The sequence below is a fragment of the Rhodopseudomonas sp. genome, from assembly GCF_036404135.1.
In the GTDB taxonomy this organism is placed as follows: domain Bacteria; phylum Pseudomonadota; class Alphaproteobacteria; order Rhizobiales; family Xanthobacteraceae; genus Rhodopseudomonas_A.
In genome coordinates this window covers 43,823-69,146 of the sequence record NZ_DASWPE010000006.1, presented here as the reverse complement: position 1 = coordinate 69,146, position 25,324 = coordinate 43,823, and the positions used below count along the sequence as shown (strand labels likewise).

General features: G+C 65.6%; 27 protein-coding genes and 1 tRNA gene. 12 read left to right on the top strand and 16 right to left on the bottom strand.

The genetic code is table 11. The annotated features are described in order from the left end of the window. Positions 1 to 405: 405 nt before the first annotated feature. The 5 genes from VGC77_RS00950 to VGC77_RS00930 form a co-directional block, all read right to left on the bottom strand. On the bottom strand, positions 406 to 741 hold the full coding sequence (locus VGC77_RS00950; RefSeq protein ID WP_331169697.1) for an HPr family phosphocarrier protein: 336 nt from the start codon (positions 739 to 741) through the stop codon (positions 406 to 408). Continuing rightward, positions 738 to 1,139, bottom strand: a complete 402-nt coding sequence (locus tag VGC77_RS00945) for a PTS sugar transporter subunit IIA (protein ID WP_011471077.1) — start codon at positions 1,137 to 1,139, stop codon at positions 738 to 740. The genes VGC77_RS00950 and VGC77_RS00945 overlap by 4 nt, the downstream gene beginning before the upstream one ends. 201 nt (positions 1,140 to 1,340) lie before the next feature. After that, the gene (locus VGC77_RS00940; RefSeq protein WP_331169696.1) at positions 1,341 to 1,802 is read right to left on the bottom strand and encodes an HPr kinase/phosphatase C-terminal domain-containing protein; all 462 of its coding nucleotides are present in this window, start codon (positions 1,800 to 1,802) and stop codon (positions 1,341 to 1,343) included. Beyond that, entirely contained in the window at positions 1,799 to 3,499 is a 1,701-nt protein-coding gene (locus VGC77_RS00935) for a sensor histidine kinase (protein ID WP_331169703.1), read from the bottom strand. Before VGC77_RS00935 ends, VGC77_RS00940 begins: the two co-directional genes overlap by 4 nt. Positions 3,500 to 3,760: 261 nt before the next feature. Next, positions 3,761 to 4,462 carry a response regulator transcription factor gene (locus VGC77_RS00930; RefSeq protein WP_011471080.1) on the bottom strand — a complete coding sequence of 234 codons (702 nt, stop codon included), beginning with the start codon at positions 4,460 to 4,462 and terminating at the stop codon, positions 3,761 to 3,763. A gap of 202 nt (positions 4,463 to 4,664) precedes the next feature. Between VGC77_RS00930 and VGC77_RS00925 the strand changes: the two genes are divergently transcribed. Beyond that, positions 4,665 to 5,435, top strand: coding sequence for a HugZ family protein (locus tag VGC77_RS00925; protein WP_331169695.1), 771 nt, complete (start codon positions 4,665 to 4,667; stop codon positions 5,433 to 5,435). A gap of 151 nt (positions 5,436 to 5,586) precedes the next feature. Next, positions 5,587 to 7,200 carry a phosphoenolpyruvate carboxykinase gene (locus VGC77_RS00920; protein ID WP_331169694.1) on the top strand — a complete coding sequence of 538 codons (1,614 nt, stop codon included), beginning with the start codon at positions 5,587 to 5,589 and terminating at the stop codon, positions 7,198 to 7,200. A 410-nt stretch (positions 7,201 to 7,610) separates the two neighbouring features. Here VGC77_RS00920 and rpoH read toward each other — a convergent pair whose 3' ends face one another. Beyond that, the gene (rpoH, locus tag VGC77_RS00915) at positions 7,611 to 8,510 is read right to left on the bottom strand and encodes an RNA polymerase sigma factor RpoH (RefSeq protein WP_184260694.1); all 900 of its coding nucleotides are present in this window, start codon (positions 8,508 to 8,510) and stop codon (positions 7,611 to 7,613) included. Between the two features lie 216 nt (positions 8,511 to 8,726). After that, positions 8,727 to 9,779: an RluA family pseudouridine synthase gene (locus tag VGC77_RS00910; protein ID WP_331169693.1), complete on the bottom strand. Its 1,053-nt coding sequence runs from the start codon at positions 9,777 to 9,779 to the stop codon at positions 8,727 to 8,729. On the opposite strand from VGC77_RS00910, the gene VGC77_RS00905 reads away from it, so the two are divergent. Then, positions 9,778 to 10,110 carry a hypothetical protein gene (locus tag VGC77_RS00905; RefSeq protein ID WP_331169692.1) on the top strand — a complete coding sequence of 111 codons (333 nt, stop codon included), beginning with the start codon at positions 9,778 to 9,780 and terminating at the stop codon, positions 10,108 to 10,110. The genes VGC77_RS00910 and VGC77_RS00905 overlap by 2 nt on opposite strands. Before the next feature lie 170 nt (positions 10,111 to 10,280). After that, a tRNA-Glu gene (locus VGC77_RS00900) sits at positions 10,281 to 10,355 on the top strand. Between the two features lie 160 nt (positions 10,356 to 10,515). Here the strand turns inward: VGC77_RS00900 and VGC77_RS00895 are convergent. Together VGC77_RS00895 and VGC77_RS00890 are read right to left on the bottom strand one after the other, a co-directional pair. Continuing rightward, the gene (locus VGC77_RS00895; RefSeq protein ID WP_331169691.1) at positions 10,516 to 10,812 is read right to left on the bottom strand and encodes a HigA family addiction module antitoxin; all 297 of its coding nucleotides are present in this window, start codon (positions 10,810 to 10,812) and stop codon (positions 10,516 to 10,518) included. A 68-nt stretch (positions 10,813 to 10,880) separates the two neighbouring features. Beyond that, positions 10,881 to 11,165 carry a type II toxin-antitoxin system RelE/ParE family toxin gene (locus VGC77_RS00890; RefSeq protein ID WP_331169690.1) on the bottom strand — a complete coding sequence of 95 codons (285 nt, stop codon included), beginning with the start codon at positions 11,163 to 11,165 and terminating at the stop codon, positions 10,881 to 10,883. Between the two features lie 440 nt (positions 11,166 to 11,605). On the opposite strand from VGC77_RS00890, the gene VGC77_RS00885 reads away from it, so the two are divergent. Then, complete coding sequence (locus VGC77_RS00885; RefSeq protein WP_331169689.1) at positions 11,606 to 12,418, top strand: uridine kinase; 813 nt, start codon at positions 11,606 to 11,608, stop codon at positions 12,416 to 12,418. 13 nt (positions 12,419 to 12,431) lie between these two features. Continuing rightward, the gene (locus tag VGC77_RS00880; protein WP_331169688.1) at positions 12,432 to 13,259 is read left to right on the top strand and encodes a molybdenum storage protein subunit alpha; all 828 of its coding nucleotides are present in this window, start codon (positions 12,432 to 12,434) and stop codon (positions 13,257 to 13,259) included. A gap of 91 nt (positions 13,260 to 13,350) precedes the next feature. Here VGC77_RS00880 and VGC77_RS00875 read toward each other — a convergent pair whose 3' ends face one another. Beyond that, on the bottom strand, positions 13,351 to 13,911 hold the full coding sequence (locus VGC77_RS00875; RefSeq protein WP_331169687.1) for a hypothetical protein: 561 nt from the start codon (positions 13,909 to 13,911) through the stop codon (positions 13,351 to 13,353). A 400-nt stretch (positions 13,912 to 14,311) separates the two neighbouring features. Next, complete coding sequence (locus VGC77_RS00870; RefSeq protein ID WP_331169686.1) at positions 14,312 to 15,529, bottom strand: Lpg1974 family pore-forming outer membrane protein; 1,218 nt, start codon at positions 15,527 to 15,529, stop codon at positions 14,312 to 14,314. Positions 15,530 to 15,866: 337 nt separating this feature from the next. Between VGC77_RS00870 and VGC77_RS00865 the strand changes: the two genes are divergently transcribed. From VGC77_RS00865 to VGC77_RS00845, 5 genes are all read left to right on the top strand, one after another. Next, positions 15,867 to 16,916: a CBS domain-containing protein gene (locus tag VGC77_RS00865; protein WP_331169685.1), complete on the top strand. Its 1,050-nt coding sequence runs from the start codon at positions 15,867 to 15,869 to the stop codon at positions 16,914 to 16,916. Positions 16,917 to 17,174: 258 nt separating this feature from the next. Next, entirely contained in the window at positions 17,175 to 18,437 is a 1,263-nt protein-coding gene (glgC, locus tag VGC77_RS00860; RefSeq protein WP_331169684.1) for a glucose-1-phosphate adenylyltransferase, read from the top strand. Beyond that, on the top strand, positions 18,434 to 19,903 hold the full coding sequence (gene glgA, locus VGC77_RS00855) for a glycogen synthase GlgA (protein ID WP_331169683.1): 1,470 nt from the start codon (positions 18,434 to 18,436) through the stop codon (positions 19,901 to 19,903). The genes glgC and glgA overlap by 4 nt, the downstream gene beginning before the upstream one ends. Positions 19,904 to 20,063: 160 nt before the next feature. Further along, on the top strand, positions 20,064 to 20,621 hold the full coding sequence (locus tag VGC77_RS00850; protein WP_184261591.1) for an HNH endonuclease: 558 nt from the start codon (positions 20,064 to 20,066) through the stop codon (positions 20,619 to 20,621). A 56-nt stretch (positions 20,622 to 20,677) separates the two neighbouring features. Further along, positions 20,678 to 21,337 carry a Uma2 family endonuclease gene (locus tag VGC77_RS00845; protein ID WP_331169682.1) on the top strand — a complete coding sequence of 220 codons (660 nt, stop codon included), beginning with the start codon at positions 20,678 to 20,680 and terminating at the stop codon, positions 21,335 to 21,337. Between the two features lie 106 nt (positions 21,338 to 21,443). On the opposite strand, the gene VGC77_RS00840 is transcribed toward VGC77_RS00845, so the two are convergent. From VGC77_RS00840 to VGC77_RS00825, 4 genes are all read right to left on the bottom strand, one after another. Further along, on the bottom strand, positions 21,444 to 22,226 hold the full coding sequence (locus VGC77_RS00840; RefSeq protein WP_331169681.1) for a sensor histidine kinase: 783 nt from the start codon (positions 22,224 to 22,226) through the stop codon (positions 21,444 to 21,446). Positions 22,227 to 22,310: 84 nt separating this feature from the next. Further along, on the bottom strand, positions 22,311 to 23,375 hold the full coding sequence (gene arsB, locus VGC77_RS00835; RefSeq protein WP_331169680.1) for an ACR3 family arsenite efflux transporter: 1,065 nt from the start codon (positions 23,373 to 23,375) through the stop codon (positions 22,311 to 22,313). A gap of 10 nt (positions 23,376 to 23,385) precedes the next feature. Further along, positions 23,386 to 23,814, bottom strand: coding sequence for an arsenate reductase (glutaredoxin) (gene arsC / locus VGC77_RS00830; RefSeq protein ID WP_331169679.1), 429 nt, complete (start codon positions 23,812 to 23,814; stop codon positions 23,386 to 23,388). Between the two features lie 8 nt (positions 23,815 to 23,822). Further along, positions 23,823 to 24,197: a metalloregulator ArsR/SmtB family transcription factor gene (locus VGC77_RS00825; RefSeq protein ID WP_331169678.1), complete on the bottom strand. Its 375-nt coding sequence runs from the start codon at positions 24,195 to 24,197 to the stop codon at positions 23,823 to 23,825. A gap of 170 nt (positions 24,198 to 24,367) precedes the next feature. On the opposite strand from VGC77_RS00825, the gene VGC77_RS00820 reads away from it, so the two are divergent. Next, positions 24,368 to 24,574: a hypothetical protein gene (locus tag VGC77_RS00820; RefSeq protein WP_331169677.1), complete on the top strand. Its 207-nt coding sequence runs from the start codon at positions 24,368 to 24,370 to the stop codon at positions 24,572 to 24,574. Positions 24,575 to 24,595: 21 nt separating this feature from the next. Here VGC77_RS00820 and VGC77_RS00815 read toward each other — a convergent pair whose 3' ends face one another. Further along, a complete protein-coding gene (locus tag VGC77_RS00815) occupies positions 24,596 to 25,276 on the bottom strand; it encodes a DsbA family protein (RefSeq protein ID WP_331169676.1) in 681 nt (226 codons plus the stop codon). Positions 25,277 to 25,324 lie beyond the last annotated feature (48 nt).

Here is a 25,324-nt window from a genome sequence, read left to right as displayed (position 1 = left end):
AGGAGCTCTTGCGACGAAGCAATCCAGGGCCACGCGTGAAGCCCCTGGATTGCTTCGCATCGAAGCCGGCGCTGCGCGCCGTCCTCGGCTCGCAATGACAAAAACGCCTGATTTTACTCGCTGCTTTTTCGGTCAGACACTCAGGATGACGAGTCAGTGGCGCGCGTTCCGCACCACCACGTCATTCCGGGTTCGCTCGCCCCAAGTGGGCTCGCGCCCCGGAATGACAATCTGTGGTGGGCGCGCGCATCGCGCCAAGGGCAAGTGCAGATCAGGGCGGTGACGCCGTGCGAGGCAGGCGCCTGTAGCGTTTTCGAGCGAACTGGCTTCCGGCTTCGCGTGAAGAAAACGCGTCAAAATAGCAATCTAGAGTTCCGGCTCTGATTCTATCAGAACCGGAATAGCTCAGTCTTCTTCGCCGAATTTGCTGGCGAGCAGGCCGGCCAAGGCATCGACCGCCTCTTTGGCCTGCGGGCCGACCGCCGACACCGTGACGCTGGTGCCGATCCCGGCCGACAGCATCATCAGCCCCATGATCGAGGTGCCGCCGACGGTCTCGCCGTTGCGGGTGACCCAGACCTCGGCGTTGAAGCGCTCGACCATCTGCACGAATTTCGCCGAGGCGCGGGCGTGCAGGCCGCGCTTGTTGACGATCGGAATGTCGATGGAGACCGGATCGGTGGAGGCGCCCTCCTGCTCCGGGGCGCCGGTCGACGGAGCGTGGTCGGCGTCGGCGCTCATTTGCCGGCGAGCACGCGGCTGGCGATGGTGACGTATTTGCGGCCGGCTTCCTGCGCCAGCGCGATCGCGTCGGGCAGCGGCCGCTCCTCGCGCACCTTGGCGAGCTTGACCAGCATCGGCAGATTGATGCCGGCCAGCACTTCCACCTTGGGGCGGCTCATGCAGGAGATCGCCAGATTCGACGGCGTGCCGCCGAACATATCCGTCAGAATCGCAACGCCATCGCCACTATCGACGCGATTCACCGCTTCGATAATGTCGCTACGACACAGATCGGCATCGTCTTCGGCGCCGATCGTGACGGCTTCAATTTGCTTTTGTGGCCCCATCACATGTTCCAGCGCCGCCTTGAACTCGTCGGCAAGGCGCCCATGGGTCACAAGTACCAGACCAATCATCGGAAACTCCTCGCGGGTGCCTTTGGCGCACCGCGCGAACGGGTCACTTTGACCATCCAGAGCCCCCATGCAAGGGGGTCTACGCCATTTCTCCCTCAAATTACCTTTGAAACGGGAGCGGCCTGGGTCATTTGGTGACGATAGTTAGGATTATATGGTTATCAAATCGGTCCGAACAATCTCCTCGACGGCCGCTGCGCCTTAACCTTCGGATGTAGTGAATGCGGCCACTACCAGAGGTAGCGGCGCATCGCCTTCGCCAACCGGAATCCGCGGCAATTCGACACCGCGGATGGTTGTCCACAACGCCGCGGGCTGCGGCAGCCGTTCGGCGTCGGGCGCCGCCAGATCGACCACCAGCCCGACCACGGCCTGCGCGACATAGTCGCAGCGCCGCAGACCGAGCCCGCGGATCTCGATCAGCCCGGCGATCGCTGGCGCCGCGCGCACCACCAGCCCCTCAGCGGAGGCCTCGAGATGCACCCGGTCGTCGCCGATCAGTACCGCGCCGGGTAATAGTCCGCCGCGCCCGGCCAGGATCAGCTCGAACGCCAGCCGCGACTTGCCGGCGCCCGACGCTCCGCGGATCAGCACCGCGCGCTCGCCCACTTTCACCGCCGAGGCATGAACGCTGGCTGAACCGACGTTGCCCGAGCTGCTCATATCGCCGGCAACCTCACCACGAAGCGCGCCCCGGCAAAGCTCGGCTCGCCGTTGGCGTCGCAGGGACCGGGGCGGTTCTCCGCCCAGATCTTGCCGCCATGGGCCTCGACGATCTGCTTGGAGATCGACAGGCCGAGCCCGGAGTTCTGGCCGAAGCCCTGATGCGGCCGGTCGGTGTAGAACCGCTCGAAGATTTTCTCCAGCGCGTCGTCGCGAATCCCCGGGCCGTCGTCGTCGACCACGATCTCGATCTCGGTCTTGCGGCGGCGGCAGACGATCCGCACCTTGCCGCCAGCGGTGGAGAACGATTGCGCGTTGACCAAAAGGTTGGAGATCACCTGGCCGAGCCGGGAATCATGCCCCGGCACCGAGAAGGCGTCGTGGCCGCCGCCCTCGAACCGGACCTCGACGCCGACATTGGTGCCGAGCTTGGTTTCGTTGGCGACCGAGGCGAGGGTGGCGAGCAAGCGCCGCAGATCGACCGGGGCGACGTCCTGGCGCTGCAATTCGGCGTCGAGCCGGCTGGCGTCGGAGATATCGGAGATCAGCCGGTCGAGCCGTTTGACGTCGTGCTCGATCACCTCGAGCAGCCGGCCGCGGCTCTTTTCGTTGCGGGCCAGCGGCAGGGTTTCCACCGCCGAGCGCAGCGAGGTCAAAGGATTCTTCAATTCGTGCGAGACGTCGGCGGCGAAGCGCTCGATCGCCTCGATGCGGTTGTACAGTGCCTCGGTCATGTCGCGCAGCGCGCCGGACAGATGCCCGATCTCGTCGCGCCGGCCGGTGAAATCCGGGATCTCGACCCTTGTGCGGATGCGGCGGCGCACCCGCTCGGCGCTGTCGGCGAGCCGGCGCACCGGGCCGGCGATGGTGGAGGCGAGCAAGAGCGACAGCACCATCATCACCAAGGAGGCGACGCCGCCGACTTTCAGAATGGCGAGGCGTTCCGCGGTGACCATCTGGTCGATGTCGTCGCCCTGCGTGGAGAGCATCAAGGCGCCGTGCACCGCGCGGAAGCGCTGCACCGGCACCGCCACCGAGACGATCACCTCGCCGCGGTCGTTGATCCGCACCATGCTGCTCTTCTGGCCGTCGAGCGACTGCACCACCTCCTGATAGCCGTTGCCGTTTTCCGGCCCGAGCTCGCGATACAGCGGCAGGTCGCCGCGATTGAGCCAGGTGCGGATCGCGATCATGCTGCGCTCGGCGACGCCGGGCTTCTCGGTGGTCGGCGGCGGCAATTCGAAACGCAGCACGTCGCCGCGGCCATACAGGCTGCGGCTGTCGAGGATCAGCACGCCATCGCGGTCATAGATCCTGGCGCGGGTCTTGGTCGGCGAGATCAGCCGCCGCAGCACCGGCGCGACGCGCTCCGGGTTGATCGGAAAATCCAGGCCAGCCAGTTCGTCGGGTGGACCGAAGGTCTCGCCCGGCTTGAGGTCGAGCAGCCGGTCGGGATCGATGGTGATGGTGTTGGTCTCGACGGTGGCCGACGCCGCGATTGCGCCGGCGATGATTTCGGCTTGCACCAACAGGCTCTGCGCGCGGGCGTCGATCAGGCCGGCGCGGAACTGGGACAGATACAGGATGCTCGCCACCAGCAGCACCAGCCCGGCGAGATTCAGCGAGACGATGCGGCGGGTGAGGCTGGAGAAGCTTAAGGTGAGGAAGAACTGCCCGGCGCGACGCAGCCAGGCCATCGGTCGCGGCCACACCAGCCCGCGATCGCGCTCGGCCGCTGCCTCGTCGGCCGCCAGGGCCGGCGCGGCGCCGCTCGGGTCGTCGGGATCAGGCTGCGTGCGATCGAGCAATGGCCAAAACCACCAGGTTGTTTCGGATAAGCCCCGCGAGGCCGCCGGCGCCTCGCCTCGCTGGCATCCTACGCCAGACGCGGCGCGCCGTCAGTCCTTAAGCGCGCCGGCGAGCGTCGCAGGCAACGGCCGCCAAAACATGGCCGCGGCTTAGGTTTCCTTGAACCGATAGCCGACGCCGTACAGCGTCTCGATCATTTCGAAATCATCGTCGACCACTTTGAACTTCTTGCGCAGCCGCTTGATGTGGCTGTCGATGGTGCGATCATCGACATAGACCTGATCGTCATAGGCGGCGTCCATCAGCGCGTTGCGGCTTTTCACCACGCCCGGCCTGGTCGCCAGTGCCTGCAGGATCAGGAATTCGGTCACGGTCAGCGTCACCGGCTCGTTCTTCCAGGTGCAGGTGTGGCGCTCCGGGTCCATCCGCAGCAGTCCGCGATCCAGCGCCTTGGCGTCGGTTTCCTTCGGCACCGCGGCGGGGTCCTTCGGCGCGGCGCGGCGCAGCACCGCCTTGACCCGCTCGACCAACAGCCGCTGCGAAAACGGCTTGCGGATGAAATCGTCGGCGCCCATCTTGAGGCCGAACAATTCGTCGATCTCTTCATCTTTCGAGGTGAGGAAAATCACCGGCAGATCGGATTTCTGGCGCAGCCGCCGCAGCGTCTCCATGCCGTCCATCCGCGGCATCTTGATATCGAGGATGGCGAGGTCGGGCGGCGAGGTGCGAAAACCATCCAGCGCCGAGGCACCATCGGTGTAGGTCATGATGCGGTAGCCTTCGGCTTCCAGCGCGATCGAGACCGAGGTCAGAATGTTGCGGTCGTCGTCGACCAAGGCGATTGTGGGCATGAGCCTGCTTTCCGAAACGGAGTGGGCTACGGGCGAGGTCCCGTATTTGACTGGCCTGTGAACCCGGCCAACGACTATGCAAGCGGGGCTGAAGTGTGACCAAGTTCCCGGAACTGTGCAATCGGCCGCGGGTTCCGGTCCCCATATAGCTATCGGTGGAGCCAAAATAAGGCTCAATTCGCAATGAGATGGTGGAATTCAGATGCAGCCGACGCCGCAATTCAGCGCTTCCGAACTGGCCCGCTCGTTGCTGCGGCGCAGCCGCCAGGGCGCGCTGGCGACGCTGGCGGTCGGCAGCGGCGCGCCCTATTGCTCGCTGGTCAATCTGGCAAGCCACTGGGATGGTTCGCCGATCCTGTTGATCTCGCGGCTGGCGCTGCACACCCAGAACCTGCTCGCCGACTCACGGGTGTCGCTGATGCTGGACGAACGCGCGCCGGGCGATCCGCTGCAGGGCGCACGCATCATGCTGTCGGGAACCGCGGAGCCGGCAAACGCCGAGGCGCGGCCGACGCTGCGGCGGCGCTATCTCAACGCGCATCCCTCGGCTGAACAATTCGTCGACTTCGCGGATTTTGCGTTCTTCGTAATCCGGCCGAGCGGCGCCCATCTGGTCGCCGGCTTCGGCCGCATCGTCGATCTGAAGCCGCAGCAATTCCTGACCGACCTCAGCGACGCCCATGCGTTTCTTGCAGAGGAGCAAAGCATAATTGACCATATGAATGCGGATCATCTGGGCACGATGAAACTCTATGCGACGCAATTACTCGGCGCGTCCCACGACGCCGATTGGCGCTGCACCGGCTGCGATCCGGATGGCCTTGATCTCAGTGACGGATCAATCACTTTGCGGCTGAACTTCCCGCAGCGCACGGTGACGCCCGCTGCAGTGCGAAAAGTTCTAAAGCAACTCGCGGAACAAGCGCGCAGTGCCGCAAAGCTTGATCCACGTCAAAACGGCCCGTCGATTTAACACAATGTTGCGCGAGCGGGTTGGCAAACGGGCCGTTCGACACTATTAGTTCGCGACCGGAGTCGGGCGGTATTTTGACGGTTACCGCGGTCAACGCGCGTTTTTGGCGCATTTTGCGCAGCGAGATACGCGGGTTCGAGGAGGATTTTTCGTGCAAGAGACGGGCGTTCGCAACGGTGCCTACGGCGCCGACAAATTCGGCTTAAAAAACCTCAAAGGCGTGGACTGGAATCTCGGTGCGCCGCAACTCTATGAGTACGCGCTCCGCGCGGGCGAAGGAGTGCTGTCCGGCGACGGCTCCTTGTGCGTCGATACTGGTATCTTTACCGGCCGCAGCCCCAAGGACAAGTACACGGTCCGCGACGCCAACACTGAAAACACCATGTGGTGGGGCGGCAATCAGTCGATCACCGCCGAGCAGTTCGAGACTTTGTATCAGGACTTCCTGAAGCATGCCGAAGGCATGTCGCTGTTCGCCCAGGATCTCTACGGCGGCGCCGATCCGAGCTTCCAGATCAAGACCCGGGTCTTCACCGAAATGGCCTGGCACTCGCTGTTCATCCGCACCTTGCTGCGTCGCCCGGAGACCGCGGCGCTCGCCAGCTTCGTGCCCGAACTCACCATCATCGATCTGGCCAGCTTCCGCGCTGATCCTGCGCGCCACGGCTGCCAGTCCGAGAACGTCGTCGCGATCGACTTCACCCGCAAGATCGTGCTGATCGGCGGCACGCAATATGCCGGCGAGATGAAGAAGAGCGTGTTCACCACGCTGAACTACTACCTGCCCGACAAGGGCGTGCTGCCGATGCACTGCTCGGCCAATGTCGGCCCCGACGGCGACACCGCGATCTTCTTCGGCCTGTCCGGCACCGGCAAGACCACGCTGTCGGCCGACCCGAACCGCACCCTGATCGGCGACGACGAGCACGGCTGGGGCAAGGACGGCGTGTTCAACTTCGAAGGCGGCTGCTACGCCAAGTGCATCAAGCTCTCCGCCGAAGCCGAACCGGAAATCTTCGCGGCCTCCAACCGCTTCGGCGCGATCCTGGAAAACACCGTGCTGGATCCGATCACCCGCAAGCCGGATTTCAACGACGGCTCCAAGACCGAGAACACCCGCTCGGCCTATCCCTTGGAATCGATCCCCAATGCCTCGTCGACCGGCCGCGCCGGCCAGCCGAAGAACGTGGTGATGCTGGCGGCCGACGCCTTCGGCGTGATGCCGCCGATCGCCAAATTGACCCCGGCACAGGCGATGTATCACTTCCTGTCCGGCTACACCGCCAAGGTCGCCGGCACCGAGCGCGGCGTCACCGAGCCGACCCCGGTGTTCTCCACCTGCTTCGGCTCGCCGTTCCTGCCGCGCGATCCCTCGGTGTATGGCAGCATGCTGCGCGAATTGATCGCCAAGCACGGCGTCGATTGCTGGCTGGTCAACACCGGCTGGACCGGCGGGATCTACGGCACCGGCCATCGCATGCCGATCAAGGTGACCCGCGCGCTGTTGACCGCGGCGCTGGACGGCAGCCTTCGCAACGTCGAGTTCCACACCGATCCGTATTTCGGCTTCGCGGTGCCGAACGCGCTGCCGGGGGTGCCGAGCGAGATCCTCGATCCCGTCAAGACCTGGGCCGACAAGGCGGCGTTCGACGTCACCGCGCGCAAGCTGGTCGGCATGTTCCAGAAGAACTTCACCCAGTTCGAAGCGCAGGTCGACGCCGAAGTCCGCGCCGCCCAGCCGGAAGCCCGGCTGGCGGCGGAGTAAGCAGGCGCACTAACTGTTCGAACGAGGGCGGCCGCGAGGCCGCCCTTTTTCATGGGTCGTTGTGTGGGTGATGGAGCTCGGCAGATAGGCGCAGTCACACAACGACGTCTCCCACTTCAACGCGCGTTGTGACCGAGGGCTTAGCCGCTGCATTTCAACGGGTCGTCCCTGCGCACGCAGGGACCCATACGGCGCGGAGTCTCATGATCGCGCTGTGGGCGCGGCAGTTCTTTATCGCTGAGTCCAGGGGTGATGGGTCCCTGCGTGCGCAGGGACGACCCGGGGAGGGGCCTATTGCAATCAGCCTGGGCGGCGCTTGCGGATCTAAATTGCAGCCCACCCGAGGCCTACAAAGTAAGAGCCCCGCCGGGGATCGGCGGGGCTCTTCTTACTGCAGGTCGCGGCGGAGGTTAGAGCGCGGCCTGCAACGCGGCTTCTTCTTGCCGCGCAATGGTTCCCTTGACCGCGGACTGCACCTTCTCGAAGGCGCGCACCTCGATCTGCCGCACGCGTTCGCGCGACACGCCGAATTCGGCGGCGAGATCTTCCAGCGTCATCGGCTCGTCTGCAAGCCGTCGCGCCTCGAAAATCCGCCGTTCGCGCGGGTTGAGCACGCCGATCGCGCCATTCAGCGCGGCGCGACGGTGGTCGAGCTCTTCGTGCTCGGCCATGATGGCTTCCTGGTTCGGCGAGTGATCGACCAGCCAGTCCTGCCATTCGCCGGGCTCGCCGTCGTCGCGGATCGGGGCGTTGAGCGATGCGTCGCCGCCGAGTCGGCGGTTCATATCGACCACGTCCTGTTCGGTGACGCCGAGACGCTTGGCGATCAGCTTGACCTGGTCGGGGTGCATATCGCCCTCGTCCAGCGCCGAGATCTTGCTCTTGGCCTTGCGCAGGTTGAAGAACAGCTTCTTCTGATTGGCGGTGGTGCCCATTTTCACCAGCGACCACGAGCGCAGGATGTATTCCTGGATCGATGCCTTGATCCACCACATCGCGTAGGTGGCGAGCCGGAAGCCCTTGTCGGGCTCGAACCGCTTCACCGCCTGCATCAGGCCGACATTGCCCTCCGACACCACCTCGGAAATCGGCAGGCCATAGCCGCGATAACCCATGGCAATCTTGGCAACGAGTCTTAGATGACTGGTGACGAGATGATGCGCCGCGTCGCGATCGTCGTGCTCGCGCCAGCGCTTCGCAAACATATATTCCTGCTGCGGTTCCAGCATCGGAAACTTGCGGATCTCAGCAAGGTAACGAGATAAGCCAGATTCTCCATTGAGAACCGGCAAAGTAGCTGCACGGGCCATTGAGCGCCCTCCAGTGGTTCAGGCCCCCGACATCGGCGGGCCAGGCAGACGGCCGCTGTGCTAAAGCCGACCGGGCTGCGATGTTCCGCGCTGGGACATCCAACGCACCTGCAATATACACAAAAATTCTTCGTCTTTGGAAGGAGAAGCCCTCTCACGTCGCCGTGACGCTTGGTTAAGTCGCTGACGTATTTAACGTTTCCCGAACTGCCTGCGTCATTCCGTCGCTTTTAGAGCGGTTCGCAACAAGGAAAGATCGGCCGGCAGCTCCGAGTTCCATTGCAAAATCTCCCCGGAACTCGGGTGCTCAAGTACCAGGAGATAGGCGTGCAACGCCTGCCGCCCCAACGCGGTGAGCGCCGCCTGCGCGGGCAGACCAAGCGCGTTGGCCTTGGTCTTGAAGTGCGGGCCATAGACGCCGTCGCCGAGCAGCGGGTGGCCGATATGGGCCAGATGTACCCGGATCTGATGGGTGCGGCCGGTCTCCAGCTGGCAGGCGATCAGCGCGGCGATCGGCTTGCCGTCGCGGCCCAGGAAGGTGTCCTCGACGTCCCAATGGGTGATGGCCTGCCGGCCGCCGTCGCGCACCGCCATCTTTTCGCGGGCAAACGGGTGGCGGTCGATCGGCGCGTCGACGGTGCCGGACAGCCGGTTCGGCACCCCCCAGACAAAGGCCATATAGCCGCGGCGCAGCGCCCCGGTGCGGCCATGGTCGGCGAACTGCTCGCTCAAGGATTTATGGGCGCGGTCGTTCTTCGCCGCCACCATCAGGCCGGTGGTGTCCTTGTCGAGCCGGTGCACGATGCCCGGCCGCTTCACCCCGCCGATTCCGGACAGGCTGCTGCCGCAATGCGCGATCAGCGCGTTGACCAGGGTGCCGGTCTCGTGGCCGGCGGCGGGATGCACCACCAGGCCTTTCGGCTTGTCGATGACGATGATGTCGTCGTCCTCAAAGACGATATCGAGCGCGATCGCCTCGCCGGCGGGTAGGGCGGCGACCGCCGGCGGCACGTCGATTGTGATCGTATCGCCGGCCTCGACATGATAAGCGGGATCGCGAAGCGGGGTCGGTTCGGCGGCACTGGCGTCGGCGGAGCGCAACCGGACCTGGCCGGCAAGGATCAGTGCCTTCAGCCGCGACCGCGACAGCTCCGGCGCGCGCAGCGCCAGCACGCGGTCGAGCCGGACCGCACCCTCGTCGCCGGCGACGGTGACTTCCAGCAACCGAGCTTTGTTGTCCGACGGGTTTTCCAAGATTGAGCCTTGCATGACCGAAACTGTTGCGCCCGAACCGACCCCCGAACAGGCCGCGCTGTTTGCGCGGGTGCGTCGCCTGATGCTGATTGCGGGCCTGACCACGGCGCTGGCGGTGGCCGCCGTGCTGATCGCCATCGGCTACCGTCTTTTCCGCGCCGAGGGAAGCGTGGTGGCCACCGATACCACGGCGACGCTGCCGAAGGGCGCCCGAGTGCTGTCCACCGCGGTCGCCGGCGACCGGCTGCTGGTGACGCTGGAGGTCGCGGGCGCGGTGGAGATCCGCAGCTTCGACGCCAAGACGCTGAAGCCGGCCGGCCGGCTCAGCTTCGCCAGCGAGCCGTAGCGCGCGCCGGCCACGGCGCGTCATCGGGCGCGCCGTCACCGAGATCTGGCCCGGCGCACCGGCACCGTGTGCGGCCGCGAAGCGCGGCCGGCGGGCGCGCCGCAAACTGCCGCCAAACCACATCGCCATCTTGCGGAGCCGCGGTTTCGAGGCTATTCACTGCTCGCGCTGCTCCCTTCGTCTAGCGGTTAGGACGTCGCCCTCTCACGGCGAAAACAGGAGTTCGATTCTCCTAGGGAGCGCCAAGTCGTCTTGTTCCCAACAGAATTGCACTGGGTGCGGATTGTCCGCGACCGGATCGCGGTGCTGGGGCCTTCACGACGGCCCGCGCGGTTTCGGTCTCTACACAGGCCTTCGCCGTTGCGCTCTGAACGGGCCTGAGCGGAGCCGGCAGTCCGATCGCTCTCACGCCGCCTCATAGGCCGCGATCTTCTTGATCTGCGGCGCCAGCAGGTCTTCGGCGGTTTCGAGATCGAAGCGTGCCTGAATGTTCATCCAGAAAGCGCCGCCGGTCTTGAAGAACTTGCCGAGCCGCAGCGCAGTGTCGGCCGTTACCGGCTTTTCTTCGCGCGCAATGCGTTCGATCCGGGTCCGCGGCACGTTCAGCGCCGCGGCAACCGCGTAAGGCGTCAGCTTAAGCGGAACGAGAAATTCTTCCCGCAGGATTTCGCCGGGGTGAACCGGCGGAAGTTTCTTGACCATTTGCGAACTCCTGTTCGGGACATTCCGCCAGCCTGAACGAAACCGGCAGCCAGTCTTTGCGATCTGCCCTAGTGATAGTCCAATATTTCCACGTCCTCGGGCCCCGCATCGGTCCATCTGAACACGATCCGCCATTGATCGTTGATGCGGATCGAGTACTTGCCGGCCAGATCGCCCTTCAGAGCTTCGAGCCGGTTGCCAGGAGGCGAGCTCAGCGCCTCGAGAAAAGCAGCGGCGTCCACCATGATCAGTTTTCGCCGAGCGACCCGGACCAGGTTTGCCGGGAAACCCTTCGGACTGCGACGGCCGTGAAGGATCGGCTCGGCGAATTTGCCCCTGAAGCTCCTGATCATGCACCAACGTATCGCGCCGGGATACGATCCGCAAGATCTTGGTATCTCGACGAGATACGATGCGGAGTGAGTCTCGGCCGATCGCCAGCGGGCTGCGACACGGCCGGCGAAGGTGGTGCCGCGGTCACGCGGCGGCCGGGTCGCGGGCGCCCGCCGAAGCCGCCCAGCGTTATCACCCCCGCCTATATAACGTATTGAAAAATAAAGAACATTTTATCACGCCAGTTGACGCGGCGATGACGACGGCGCAAATTATCGGTGGTTCCCACGTATTGGAACGAGGATATCGGCCAGCCCGGCTAGGCTATCCATCTGGCCCGCGTCAGGATCGGCTCTGCCCTCGGCCTTCCCAATAAATCAACGGGAGTGAGCACTCTTGAGGGGCCACGGGTCCCCCGAGACGCGTCGACGCGCATCAGAACACGAAAGGAAGTGACTTCATGGCCAATACGACGGTGGAGCTCAAGGAGCTCCTCATGCAACGTTCGCTGACCGATGCCCAGTTGCTGGCGGCGACCGAGGCGGCGGAAGACTTCCGGATACTGCCCGACGCCACCGTGATCAAGATCGGCGGCCAGAGCGTGATCGATCGCGGCCGCGCCGCGGTCTATCCGCTGGTCGAGGAGATCGTCGCCGTCCGCAAGGCCCACAAGCTGTTGATCGGCACCGGCGCCGGCACCCGCGCCCGCCATCTCTACTCGATCGCCGCCGGGCTCAACCTGCCGGCCGGCGTGCTGTCGCAGCTCGGCGCCTCGGTCGCCGACCAGAACGCCGCGATGCTCGGGCAGTTGCTCGCCAAGCACGGCATTTCCGCGGTCGACGGCGCCGGACTGTCCTCGGTGCCGCTGTTTCTCGCCGAAGTGCACGCCGTGGTGTTTTCCGGCATGCCGCCCTACGGGTTGTGGATGCGTCCGGCCGTTGACGGGGTGATCCCGCCGTATCGCACCGACGCCGGCTGCTTCCTGGTCGCCGAACAGTTCGGCTGCAAGGCGATGATCTATGTGAAGGACGAAGACGGCCTGTTCACCGCCAATCCCAAGACCTCGAAGAACGCCACTTTCATTCCGAAGATCTCGGTGGCCGAGATGAAGGCCAAGGGGCTGCAGGATTCGATCCTGGAGTTTCCGGTGCTCGACCTGCTCGACCAGGCGCGTCACATCCATCAGGTGCAGATCGTCAACGGGCTGGTGCCGGGCAATCTGACCCGCGCGCTCGCCGGCGAGCACGTCGGCACCATCATCACCGCGAGCTGAGAGGACCATCGACATGGCCACCACCACCATCAAAGACGTCGCCTCGCCGCTCGCGCGCCAGACTCTGCTCGACAGCGATCTCACCCGTCCGGTCGCCGGCGTCCGCCCGATCCGGCTGTTGCCTTGGCTGCAGGTCGTCAAGATCGGCGGCGCTTCGATCATGGACCGCGGCCGCGACGCGATCCTGCCGATCGTCGAGGAGCTGCGCCAATTGCTGCCCGAGCATCGGCTGCTGATCCTGACCGGCGCCGGCATCCGCGCCCGCCACGTCTACGGCGTCGGCCTCGATCTCGGCCTGCCGGTCGGCTCGCTCGCCCCGCTCGCCGCCAGCGAGGCCGGGCAGAACGGTCATATCCTGGCGTCGCTGCTGGCACCGGAAGGCGTCTCCTACGTCGAGCACCCGACCATCGCCAGCCAGCTTGCGATCCATCTGTCCGCCGCCCGCGCGGTGGTCGGCAGCGGCTTTCCGCCCTATCACCATCACGAGTTCACCGGCTCGCGGATCCCGCCGCATCGTGCCGACACCGGCGCGTTCCTGGTCGCCGATGCGCTGGGCGCCGCAGGGCTCACCATCGTCGAGGACGTCGACGGCGTGTACTCGACCGATCCGAACGGCCCCGACGGCAAAACGGCGGAGCTGCTGCGCGACGTCAGCGCCGCCGAACTGGCCAAGCACAAGGGCACGCTGCCGCTCGACCGCGCGATGCTCGACGTGATGGCCAATGCGCGCCATATCGAGCGCGTGCAGGTGGTGAACGGGCTGGTGCCGGGCCGGCTCATCGCCGCGCTGCGCGGCGAGCACGTCGGCACCATCATCCGCACCGGCGCCCGCTCGGCCTGAGCGCGGGGCACCAGACTGCGCGTGACATCAGCGACACCATCGGCGGTCCGCCGGTGGTGTTGTTGTTTTGTGCAGACTAAATGGCGTGGAACTACGGCTTCGGCGCCGCGTACAGCCGCGAAAACACGATGCCGAGAAAGATCGAGACGGTGCCGGCGCTCACCGCGTTCATGGTCAGCAGCGCGCGATAGGCTTCCTTCGAATACAGATGCGGCGGCGCGCCGTAGCGGCCGTGCAACAGCCAGAACGCCAGTACCGGCAGACTGGCCAAGGGCAGCATCACGAGCCGCTCGCTCGGCCAGAACAGCAGGGCGGCCAGCGCCGCGCAGGGCAGCAGGAACAGTTCGGTCCCCGACGGCTCGCCGAGCATCCAGCTGCAAAACACCGTATTGATCGTGGTGATCAGCGCCAGCGCCACCCGGCCGAGCCGCGGATGACGCCGCGCCAGCGCCGGCACGCTGAAAAAGAACGGCAGCGAGATCATGGTCAGCAGCACCCACGGCAGGCCGCCTCCGCCTGCCACCAGCACCACATAGAGCGGATAGAACGGCTGGTTGCCGGCGAGCACCAGCGCTATGACATTGCCGGCCGCGGCGAGCGGATCGTCGTTGGCGGCGTAGTCGGCAAGCCAGGCGGTGATACGCTTCAGCATGGCGGGCTCATGGGAGAGGGATGACCAAGCGACGTTGCGAGCGCGGCGCCGCGCGGCAACTGTGTCATCGATCGCTTGATGGGAGCAAGCGGGACGCTTCGCGCAATAATGCGGTCGGCGATATCAGTTTGCCGCGAATCCGACGCTGGTGCGCAGTCGACGTCGCATACGAAGTGTCACTGCTGATCGCAATGGCGCTGCTGATCGAAGCGGCGCCGCAGCTTCCCTCACCCCGCTTGCGGGGAGAGGGTGGCGAGACAAGCGCAGCTTGTCGCGCCGGGTGAGGGGGCGCCGCGTGATGCTGAGGCGCCCCCTCACCCGACCCGGCTTCGCTGCGCTACGCCGGGTCGACCTCTCCCCGCAAGCGGGGAGAGGTGAAGTCAGTGCGCGAGACAGCCTGCTACTGGAACTGCCACTTCGCGGTCATGAACGGGCCGTGGGTGGTGAAGTTGCTGGTCAGATGCTGCGCGGTGGCGAGATAGACGCCGTTCGGCGGCAGCACCAGCGAGGTCGGCACCTGGGTCACGGCGTATTCGCCGATCGCGTCGAAATACACCGCCGCCTGATAACCGACCTCGATCTTGAAGAGGCCGTAGGCGGTCGGCGCAAAATTATACGCGGTGGCGAGCCGGGCGTTGACGCTGGGGATCACCCGCGTCGCATTCGGCGAGGCCAGATATTGCACGGTCGGCTGCGCCAGCGCCGGCTTGACGGTGAGGTAGTCGACCCGGCTCTGCGTAGTGCCGATCAGCGCCGCGCCGCCGATTTCGCCGGAGAAGTCGAAGCTTCCCAGCGAGTACTGGCCCTTGACGCCGACCCGCGGGCCGGCGCCGGTGAACTTCGAATGATTGGTGTAGGAGCTCGACGCGCTAGCGTCGCGGGTTTCCGCCGTTCCGGTGAGATCCTGGCCGATGCGGGCGAACTCGACGCCGCCGAACGCGCGCATCTGGAAATCGCAGTCGACGCAGAACGTATGTCCGGCGTCCATTTTGACCGAATCGAATTCGCTCTGCAGCGAGCCGCGGCCGACCTTGTACAGCGCCGACTCCGGGCCGATCAGGTAGGGAGGACCGACCATCTGATCCGGCGTGCCCTGGAACGAGGCGTTGGTGGTGGCTTTCAGATGCGTCCACTGCACGGCCATGTCGTTGGCGCCGTTCATGTAGCGGGCGCCGAGATCGAAGGTGGCGGCGAAGTCGGGGGCCAGCGACTGATTGTTCCAATGCGGCGACACCACCGGCAGCGGATTGATCAGCGTGGCGTATTCCATGTTGCCGCTGGCCGATTGCAGGAACAAGAGCGAGCCCGAGAGCTCGAAGGCTTGCGGCGGGGCGGGGTGGATGATTGCGATCGGGGCCTTGGTGTACGGCTCGTTGGCGCGCGCCGGCAGCGCCGCCAGCGCCGCATTGGACCCCGCGCCGGCGGCCGGCGGCCTTGCGGTCGTCGTGGTCTCGAGCCGGTTGAGCCGGGCGCGCAGCCCGGCGTTTTCCTTCTCCAGCGCGTTGAGGCGGGCGGTGATCTGCTCTTCCGCGGTGGCGGCGTCGGCGATCTGCGGCAGCGTGACGGCGGTCAGCGCCAGGCCGACCAGCAACGCAGGCTTGGTAAAACGCGTCATCATCCGGGCTCCATTGCTATCGTGGCGGCCCGAATCAATCGGGAGCGCAATAGTCGAACCAGAGCACGGCCCCGGCGAAGCACCGCGCGAAATCGCTCATAGATTGTATTTGCGTGCCGATCGCGACATCCTTGCATCACCGGGGATCTACTAGGTCGCCTCCGGCGGAGGGACGCAGCCGCGCCGCGGCCATGCAAAGCTGAAATTCATCCAGCCGTCGCCGCGGCGAGTAGGAAATCTTTACAACCGCCGATCATTTTGCCGCGAGCCATCGACCCGCGGCGTTGGCATCGCCGACGCGCGGCGTAAATTTAGCGATCTTGAACACGGGACATAGCGAATGACGTCTGGACTTGAAAACCGCGCGTCCGCCGCGGCGGTCATCGAGAGATTGGCTGTGAAGGTGCGGGAGGTGATGTCGACCAAGGTGGTGACGGTAGGGCCGGAGGAGACGGCGCGGGAGGTGGCGAAGACGCTGTTGCGTCACGGCATCAGCGCGGTGCCGGTGGTCGACGGCAGCGGCCGGCCGATCGGCATCGTCAGCGAAGGCGATCTGATGCCGCGCAACGACGCTGACCGTCAGGCCGGGCGCGACTGGTGGCTGCGGATGCTGTCGCAGGGCCAGGAGCTGAGCTCCGACTACCTGGAATTCCTCAACTCGACCGAGCGCACCGCGCGCGAGGTGATGACCTCGCCGGTGATCGCGGTGGCCGAGGACGCCGATCTGGCGGAAGTCGCCGAATTGCTGTCGTCGAAACGCATCAAGCGGGTGCCGGTGCTGCGCGACGGCGTGCTGGTCGGCATCGTCAGCCGGGCCGATCTGGTGCGGGCGTTCGCGCATCCGCTGCCCGCACACGAGGGCGAGCCGGTGTTCGAGGACGGCTCGCGCTGGCCGGCGGCCTCGCAACGGCTGCAGGAGATTTCCCAGCGTGCCGCACCGCCGGCGCCACCGCCGCCGGAACTCGACACCGCCTTCTCGGCCAAGGCGTTTCATAATCTGGCGCTGCATTTCGAAGAGGAAGAGGACCGCCGCCGCCATGACGAAAAGCACCTCGCCGAGGTGAAACATCACCAGCAGGCCGACAAGTTCCTGGCGCAGCATCTGACCGAGGAGGCCTGGCAAAGGATGCTGAGCGGCGCCCGCAGCACCGCGATGAAGGGCGAGCAGGAGCACCTGTTGCTGCGGTTTCCCTGCGAGGTGTGCAGCGACCATGGCCGCGCGGTGAATGCCCCGGATCCGAGTTGGCCGGAAACCCTGCGCGGCATGGCCGCCGAGGTGTTCATGCGCTGGAAGGCCGAGCTACGCGACCATGGGTTTTCGTTGCATGCCCGTGTGGTGGAATTTCCTGACGGCGTCCCCGGTGATATCGGGTTATTCCTTGCCTGGTAGCCTGATAGGTGTGGATTTGCGACCGTCACCCCGACACTGATACCGCCGGGAGCGCGGCGCAGATCCGCCGGCAGTCCCCGCGGCGCGGCCGCGCCTGCGACCAATGCCTCTGCCAAATCGAAAAAATTATCGATTTGCGCTGTCCTTTTGAATCCGAATTTCGCTAGAGATGGTGCGGTGCAAGCGGCGGCGGATTCGGTGATCCGGCCGGCCGCGCGGGGGCCGCCCGGGCCCTGCCAACGCACGATGAGAGGCCTCATGAGTAACGGTGTAAATGCTCCGCTCGCCCGTCACGCGATGGCCTATGTGCTGGCCGGCGGCCGCGGCAGCCGGTTGATGGAGCTGACCGATCGCCGCGCCAAGCCGGCGGTGTATTTCGGCGGCAAGTCGCGGATCATCGATTTTGCGTTGTCGAATGCGCTGAATTCCGGCATCCGGCGGATCGCGGTGGCCACCCAGTACAAGGCGCACAGCCTGATCCGGCATCTGCAGCACGGCTGGAACTTCTTCCGCCCGGAACGTAACGAGAGCTTCGACATTCTGCCGGCCAGTCAGCGGGTATCCGAGGAACTGTGGTATCTCGGCACAGCCGACGCGGTGTATCAGAACATCGACATCATCGAGAGCTACGACCCGCAATTCATCGTGCTGTTGGCCGGCGATCACATCTACAAGATGGATTACGAGCAGATGCTGCAGCAGCACGTCGAGCAGGGCGCCGACGTCACCGTCGGCTGCCTCGAAGTGCCGCGCAAGGAAGCCTCCGGCTTCGGCGTGATGGCGGCCGACGCCAATGACGTGATCCATTCCTTCGTCGAGAAGCCGGCCGATCCGCCGCCGATGCCCGACAAGCCGACGATGTCGCTCGCCAGCATGGGGATCTACGTGTTCGACACCAAATTCCTGTTCGAGGAATTGCGCCGCGACGCCGCCGATCCGAACTCGTCGCATGATTTCGGCAAGGACATCATCCCCTACATCGTCAAACACGGCAAAGCGGTGGCGCATAGCTTCGACCGCTCCTGCATCCGCTCCCACGCCGAAGCCGCCAGCTACTGGCGCGACGTCGGCACCGTCGACGCCTATTGGGCCGCCAATATCGACCTGTGCGACATCGTTCCCGAACTCGATCTGTACGACCATAACTGGCCGATCTGGACCTATGGCGAGATCGTGCCGCCGGCCAAATTCGTCCACGACAAGATCGGCAGGCGCGGCGAGGCGATTTCCTCGCTGGTCTCCGGCGGCTGCATCATCTCCGGCTCGACGCTGCGGCAGACGCTGCTGTTCACCGGGGTGCGGGTGCATTCCTACTCCACCATCGAGCAGGCGGTGATCCTGCCCTATGTCGACGTCGCCCGCTCCTGCCAGCTCACCAATGTGGTGATCGACCGCGGCGTGCGGATCCCTGAAGGCCTGGTGGTCGGCGAGGATCCCGAACTCGACGCCGCCAGATTCCAGCGCACCGCGGCCGGCATCTGCCTGATCACCCAGCCGATGATCGACAGGCTCGAGGCATGACACCCGTTACGGCGCTATCGGTCGCGTCCGAAATCTATCCGCTGATCAAGACCGGCGGGTTGGCCGACGTCGCCGGCGCGCTGCCCGCGGCGCTATTGCGCCACGGCGTCACCATGCGCACCCTGGTGCCGGGCTATCCCGCGGTGCTGGCGGGCATCGAATCGGCGCTGCCGGTGCATTCGTTTGCGATGTTGTTCGGGGGCCCGGCGCGGCTGCTGGCGGCGCACAAGGGCAGCCTCGAACTGTTCGTGCTCGACGCGCCGCATCTCTATAACCGTCCCGGCAGCCCCTATAGCGCGCCGGACGGCCAGGATTGGCCGGACAACGCCTATCGCTTCGCGGCCTTGGCGCGCACCGCTGCCGAGATCGGCCAAGGCCTGGTGCCGTCCTTCGTGCCGGACCTGATTCACGCCCATGATTGGCAGGCCGGGCTGACCCCGGCCTATCTGCGCTACAGCGGCAAGCCGTCGCCTGCCACCGTGTTCACCGTGCACAATCTGGCGTTTCAGGGCCAGTTCCCCCGCGAGCTGTTGGCGACGCTGGGGTTGCCGCCCGGCGCCTTCAGCGTCGACGGCGTCGAATATTACGGCAGCATTGGCTACATGAAGGCCGGGCTACAATTGTCCGACCGCATCACCACGGTGTCGCCGGCCTATGCGCTGGAGATCCAGGGGCCGGAGGCCGGCATGGGGCTCGACGGGTTGCTGCGGCAGCGCTCGGCGCAACTCACCGGCATCCTCAACGGCATCGACGACAGGGTTTGGAATCCGGCCACCGACAAGCGGATCACCGCGACTTACGACTTGGCCACGCTGCCGACCCGCGCCGCCAATACGCAGTCGGTACGCGAGCTGTTCGACCTCAGCCCGGATCCGGACCGGCTGCTGCTCGGCGTGATCAGCCGGCTGTCCTGGCAAAAAGGCCTCGACCTGTTGCTGGAGGCGCTGCCGGTGCTGCGCGCCGAGGGCATCCAGCTGGCGCTGCTCGGCGCCGGCGACGCCGAACTCGAGGCGCGGTTCAAGGCCGCGGCAGAGGCGTATCCCGGCCAGATCGGGGTGATGATCGGCTATGACGAGGATCTGGCGCATCTGATCCAGGCCGGCGCCGACGCGCTGTTGGTGCCGTCGCGGTTCGAGCCCTGCGGGCTCACGCAATTGTGCGCCCTGCGCTACGGCGCGGTGCCGGTGGTGGCGCGGGTCGGCGGGCTGTCTGATACCGTGGTCGACGCCAACGAGATGGCGATCGCCGCGGGCGTCGCGACCGGGGTGCAGTTCTCGCCGGTGACCGGCGACATGCTGGCGGCGGCGCTGAGCAAGACCCGCGCGCTGTTTGCCGACCGTTCGGCCTGGAAGGCGCTGCAGCGCAACGGCATGACCGCCGACGTGTCCTGGCGCAACCCGGCACAGCATTATGCGCAGCTCTACCGCAGCCTGCTAGCGGCCCGGCAGCCCCGCACCACCGCGTAACGCGTCGCCGCCGGATTGCGCGGCCGCGGCGCTCCGCGCCGGTTTACGCTTCCGGTTCCAAACGGTGCACGGCGGCGAACAGCCCTTCACAAGGACGTCACGCTAATTATAGTATGTGAACTCAGGCTGCTTCGCAGCAAATGGGGGCCAGGAGCGTTTCTTGAACGCACATGTCTCGCACGGCGGTTGGCCGGTCTTGGTGTTGAACGCCGACTTCCGGCCGCTCAGTTACTATCCGCTGTCGCTTTGGTCGTGGCAAGACGCGATCAAGGCGGTGTTCCTCGACCGCGTCAACATCGTCGAGCACTACGATCGCGCGGTGCACAGCCCGTCGTTCGAAATTCAATTGCCCAGCGTGGTGTCGCTGAAATCCTTCGTCAAGCCGTCGACCCACCCGGCCTTCACCCGGTTCAACGTGTTCCTGCGTGATCGCTTCAGCTGCCAATATTGCGGCGCGCCTGAGGACCTCACCTTCGACCACATCATGCCGCGCTCCAAGGGCGGACAGACCACCTGGGAAAACGTGGTCGCGGCGTGTTCGCCGTGCAATCTGCGCAAGGGCAACATGACGCCGCAGCAGGCCCGGATGTTTCCCAAGCAGGCGCCGTTCGCGCCCACGGTGCATCAGCTGCATCGTAATGGAAGGCTGTTTCCGCCGAACTATCTGCACGATAGCTGGCTCGACTATTTGTATTGGGACACCGAGCTCGATCCGTAGCGCGGCAGGCTGATGCGGCCCTATCCTGCCCATGCAGCCATTTGCGGAGCCGCTGGATGGTGGCCATGGACGCTACGATCATCGACCATCGCGCCGGCCGGATGTCGGCAGCGGAATTCCGTGCCTTCCAGGAGAAGCGGCCGGATCACGAGCGTTGGGAATTGCTCGGCGGTGTCGCCATGATGATGACGCCGCCGACGCTCGCGCACAATCAGATCGCCAGCAACCTGCAGCAGCTGCTCAACGATGCTTTGGAACGCCATGCCCCCTCATGGCTTGCGGCGCAGCGCCCCGGCCTGGAACTCGCCAGCGGCGACTACACGCCGGAGCCGGACGTCGCCGTGATCGACGCCGACTTCGAGGAGGGCCAGCGGTTTGTTCAAAAGGCTTATCTGTTGGCGGAGATTATCTCGACAACCGACGACGTCGCGGTGCCCGGCACCCCCCGAAACTGGATCGACGTAAAGCGCGATCTCTATCGCGCTCATGTCCATTGCCAGGCGGTGCTGATGGTGTCGCAGGACTGCATCAAGGTCGAACTTGAGCTCAAGACGGCGAACGGCTGGGTTTTGTCGGTGCTGGAAGGTGCAAGCGCCGAGCTGTCGATTCTGGGGTGCGGTCTGCGTTGCCCGATCGGGGCGCTTTACGCCAGGACCCCGCTGGCGCCGCGGTCAGCCGCATCGGCGCCGAAGCCGCAATCAACGACCCGAGCTTAGCGATTTCTTCATCGTTGTTCGGCGCCGAAATGCTGTCCCCTGTTCGTTCCAGAAGAACAAAGCGGCATCGCGGGGGTCTTGCGCGCGCGATGCGATTCGCCGCGCGCTATGCCGCCGGCTGCAAGGTCAGAGACTCCAGCGGCACGTCGATGACGTAGCTGAAGCCGTCGGTCGGATAGTTCAGCGCGACCTCGCCTTTGAGCTGGCGGCCGAGCGTCTCGATCAGCCTTGTGCCGAAGCTGCGCCGGCTCGGCGGCTGCACCGGCGGGCCGCCGTGTTCGGACCAGGTCAGATGCAGGCGTTGCCCGGCATCCTGTAGCGTCCAGGCGATGTCGACATGGCCGGCGGGCACCGACAGCGCGCCGAATTTGGTGGTGTTGGTGCACAATTCGTTGAGCGTCATGGCGATGGCGATCACCGCGCCGGAATTCATCCGGATGTCCGGCCCGTCGATCGAGAACTTCGGGGCGTCGCGGTTGTCGAACGCTTCGGTGGCGCCGCGAATCACCTTGCCGAGTTCGGCGCTCGACCATTGCGCCTGCAGCAACAGGTCGTGGGCGCGGCCGAGCGCCAAGAGCCGGCCCTCGATCGCCTGCTGCGCGTGTTCGGTGCTGGAGGCATTGCGCAGGCTCTGCGCGGCGATGGCGCCGACCGTCGCCAGGGTGTTCTTGATGCGGTGGTGCAGCTCTTCGAGAATCAGCTTCTGCAGCTTGTCGGCGGCTTCGCGCTGCTTGGCGTCGATGCCGGCCTGTTCGAGCAGTTCCTGGGCATTGATTTCAGCCTGCGCCAGCAACAGCCGCAGACTGACATTCTCGGCCTCAAGGACATCCTGCGGCGGCGTCGGTGCGGAGTGATCGCGGGCATTCGGGCAAAGATCGGTTTCAAACATCGCCGACGCTACCACCCTTTGTCCGGTGCCGCTCACATCTTTCGCGCGTGAAGGTAGCGGAACTTGGCCGTCCGGCGCCGCCGCTCACCCCGGCTGTTTCGGCGTTGCGGCCAGCGGCGCCAGGTGGCTGCCGCGCTCGTACCAACCCTTCGAGCGGTTGACGATCCACACCACGGTGAGCATCACCGGCACCTCGATCAGCACGCCCACCACGGTGGCGAGCGCCGCACCGGATTGCAGGCCGAACAGGCTGATGGCGGCTGCGACCGCGAGTTCGAAGAAGTTGGAGGCGCCGATCAGCGCCGAGGGACCGGCGACGCAATGCTGCTCGCCGACGATGCGGTTCAACAGATAGGCGAGGCCGGCGTTGCAATAGACCTGGATCAGGATCGGCACCGCCAGCAGGCCGATGATCAAGGGCTGCGACAGGATCTGTTCGCCCTGGAAGCCGAACAGCAGCACCAGCGTCGCCAGCAGTGCCACCAGCGACAGCGGCTGCAACCGGCCGAGCAGACGGGCAAGCGCCGCCTCGCCGCCGGTCGCGAGCAGCCGTCGGCGCAGCAGCTGCGCAATCAGCACCGGCACCACGATATACAGTGCCACCGAGAGCAGCAGCGTGCCCCACGGCACGGTGATCGACGACAGCCCGAGCAGCAGGCCGACGATCGGCGCAAAGGCGAACACCATGATGGCGTCGTTGAGCGCCACCTGGCTCAGCGTGAAATGCGGCTCGCCGTGGGTCAGATTCGACCACACGAACACCATCGCGGTGCAGGGCGCCGCGGCCAGGATGATCAGGCCCGCGATATAGCTGTCGATCTGATCGGCGGGCAGCTCACCGCGAAACAGCTCTCCGATGAACAGCCAGCCCAGCGCCGCCATCGAGAACGGCTTCACCGCCCAGTTGATGACCAGCGTGACGCCGATGCCGCGCCAATGCTCAGTGACGCGGCCGAGCGCCGCGAAGTCGATTCGGATCAGCATCGGCACGATCATCAGCCAGATCAGCGCCGCGACCGGCAAGTTGACTTTGGCAATTTCCGCAGCCGCGATCGCTCGAAACAGGTCGGGCGTGAGGTGCCCGAGCGCGATGCCGGCCACGATGCACAGCGCCACCCACAGCGTCAGAAAGCGTTCGAAGATCGACATCGGTTGCCCGCTACGCGCTGGCGACACGGCGGCCGTGGGCGTCGATCACCAGCTCGCCGTCTTCCTTGCGGAATTCGCCCGCTGTGAGCGGCGGCAGGATCTCCAGCACGACTTCCGAGGGCCGGCACAGTTTGACGCCGAGCGGGCTGACCACGATCGGGCGGTTGATCAGGATCGGATGCGCCAGCATGGCGTCGAGCAGTTGCTCGTCGCCGAGCGCGGGCGATGCGAGGCCGAGCTCGGCATAGGGCGTGGCCTTTTCCCGCAACACGGCCCGCACCCCGCGCCCGATCCGGACGATCAGTTGCTGCAACATCGCGCGCGACGGCGGCGTCTTGAGATAGTCGATCACATGCGGCTCGATGCCGGCGTGGCGGATCAGCGCCAGCGTGTTGCGCGAGGTGCCGCAATCCGGGTTGTGGTAGATGATGACGTCCATGTTCGGCCTCAGGTGATGTTGGCGGGCGGCATGCCCGTCGACGAATCTTGCGGGCAGCACGGGGTGAGGCTGGCGATCAGCGGCGCGCAGATTTCGGGCCGGCCGCCGCAGCAATCCTGCAACAGGAACAGTGCGACGCTTTGAAACCGCGGCAGCTCGGCGCGATAGACGATCGAGCGGCTGTGCCGCGCCGACGACACCAGCCCGGCGCGGGTGAGGATCGCCAGGTGGGAGGACATGGTGTTCTGCGGCACCGCCAGTGCACGGGCGATCTCGCCGGCGGGCAGTCCCTGCGGCTCGTGCTTCACCAGCAGCCGAAACACCTCGAGCCGGGTGGATTGCGCCAGTGCCGCGAGCGCCAGAATGACTTGTTCGGAATCCATATATCGATAATTCTCGATATGTGGGTTTGAGTCAAGCGGTTCAGGCGGGGAATTGGGCGGGGAGCGCTGCGGCGTCGGCGTAGATCGTTGCGCGGTTGGCCGCGCCGGCGCGTCGGAACCATCGCGCCCCGCGCCGCGTTGGGCTGGCGAAATTCACCGGAGTTTGCGCGATGCGGATGTTTGTCGGAATGATCTTGGGCGCGCTGCTTCTGGTCGCGGGGGTCTACATCTACGATTCGATGCAGACCTCCAGCGTCGCCAATGGCCAGGTGGCGCAGGCCAGTCGCACCATCGTCAATTGGGACGTCGCGCAGTCGGACTGGGATGCGCTGAAGGCCCGCGCGCAGCGCGACTGGGTCAAGCTGTCGGAGAAATAACCGACCTGCCGCTGCGCGGCGTTATTTCTGCGCCGCGGCCTTGCGCGCATCGGCGACCGCCAGCGTGAACTGCTCCTTGGTCAGCACGCCCGGCACCCGGAATTTGCCGACGATGAACGATGGCGTGCCCTGGAAGCCGAAGGCTTTGGCTTGCGCGTCGTTGCGCGCCAGCAGCGCGTCGATCGTCTTGCCCTTGCTGTCGAGGTCCGACGTGGCGCGGGCGACATCGATGCCGGCCGCGCTCAAGGCGTCGCGCACGGAGCTTTCGCTCAGCCGCGCGGTGAGCCCGATCAGCGCCTCATGCGCGGCGACGTATTTGTCCTGAAACCTGCTCGCCAACGCCAATCGCGCGGCATAGATCGAAGCGCCGCCGAGCACCGGCCAATCCTTGAACACCAGCCGGATCTTGCCGTCGTCCTGCGCCAGCGCGCGCAGGTCCGGAGCCACCTTGCGGCAATACGGGCACTGGAAGTCGAAGAACTCGACGATGCTGATGTCGCCATCGGCGTTGCCCGCCGCCGGAATGTCCGGATCGCGCAGCACCGCTGCTTCCGACAGCACGTTGTCGTCGTCGCTCTTGGCCGCCATGGCCGCGCGCGGCAACGGGCCGAGCAGCAAGGCGCCTGCGCCGAGCACGCCCAGCACGCCGCGGCGGGAGGCGTTCGCGGCAGGCTGCGGCGGGCGGGCAATGTGATCGGTCATGGAGGTCTCCAACGGCCACGGGCTGATCCAGGAGGCGGGCCGGCAGCG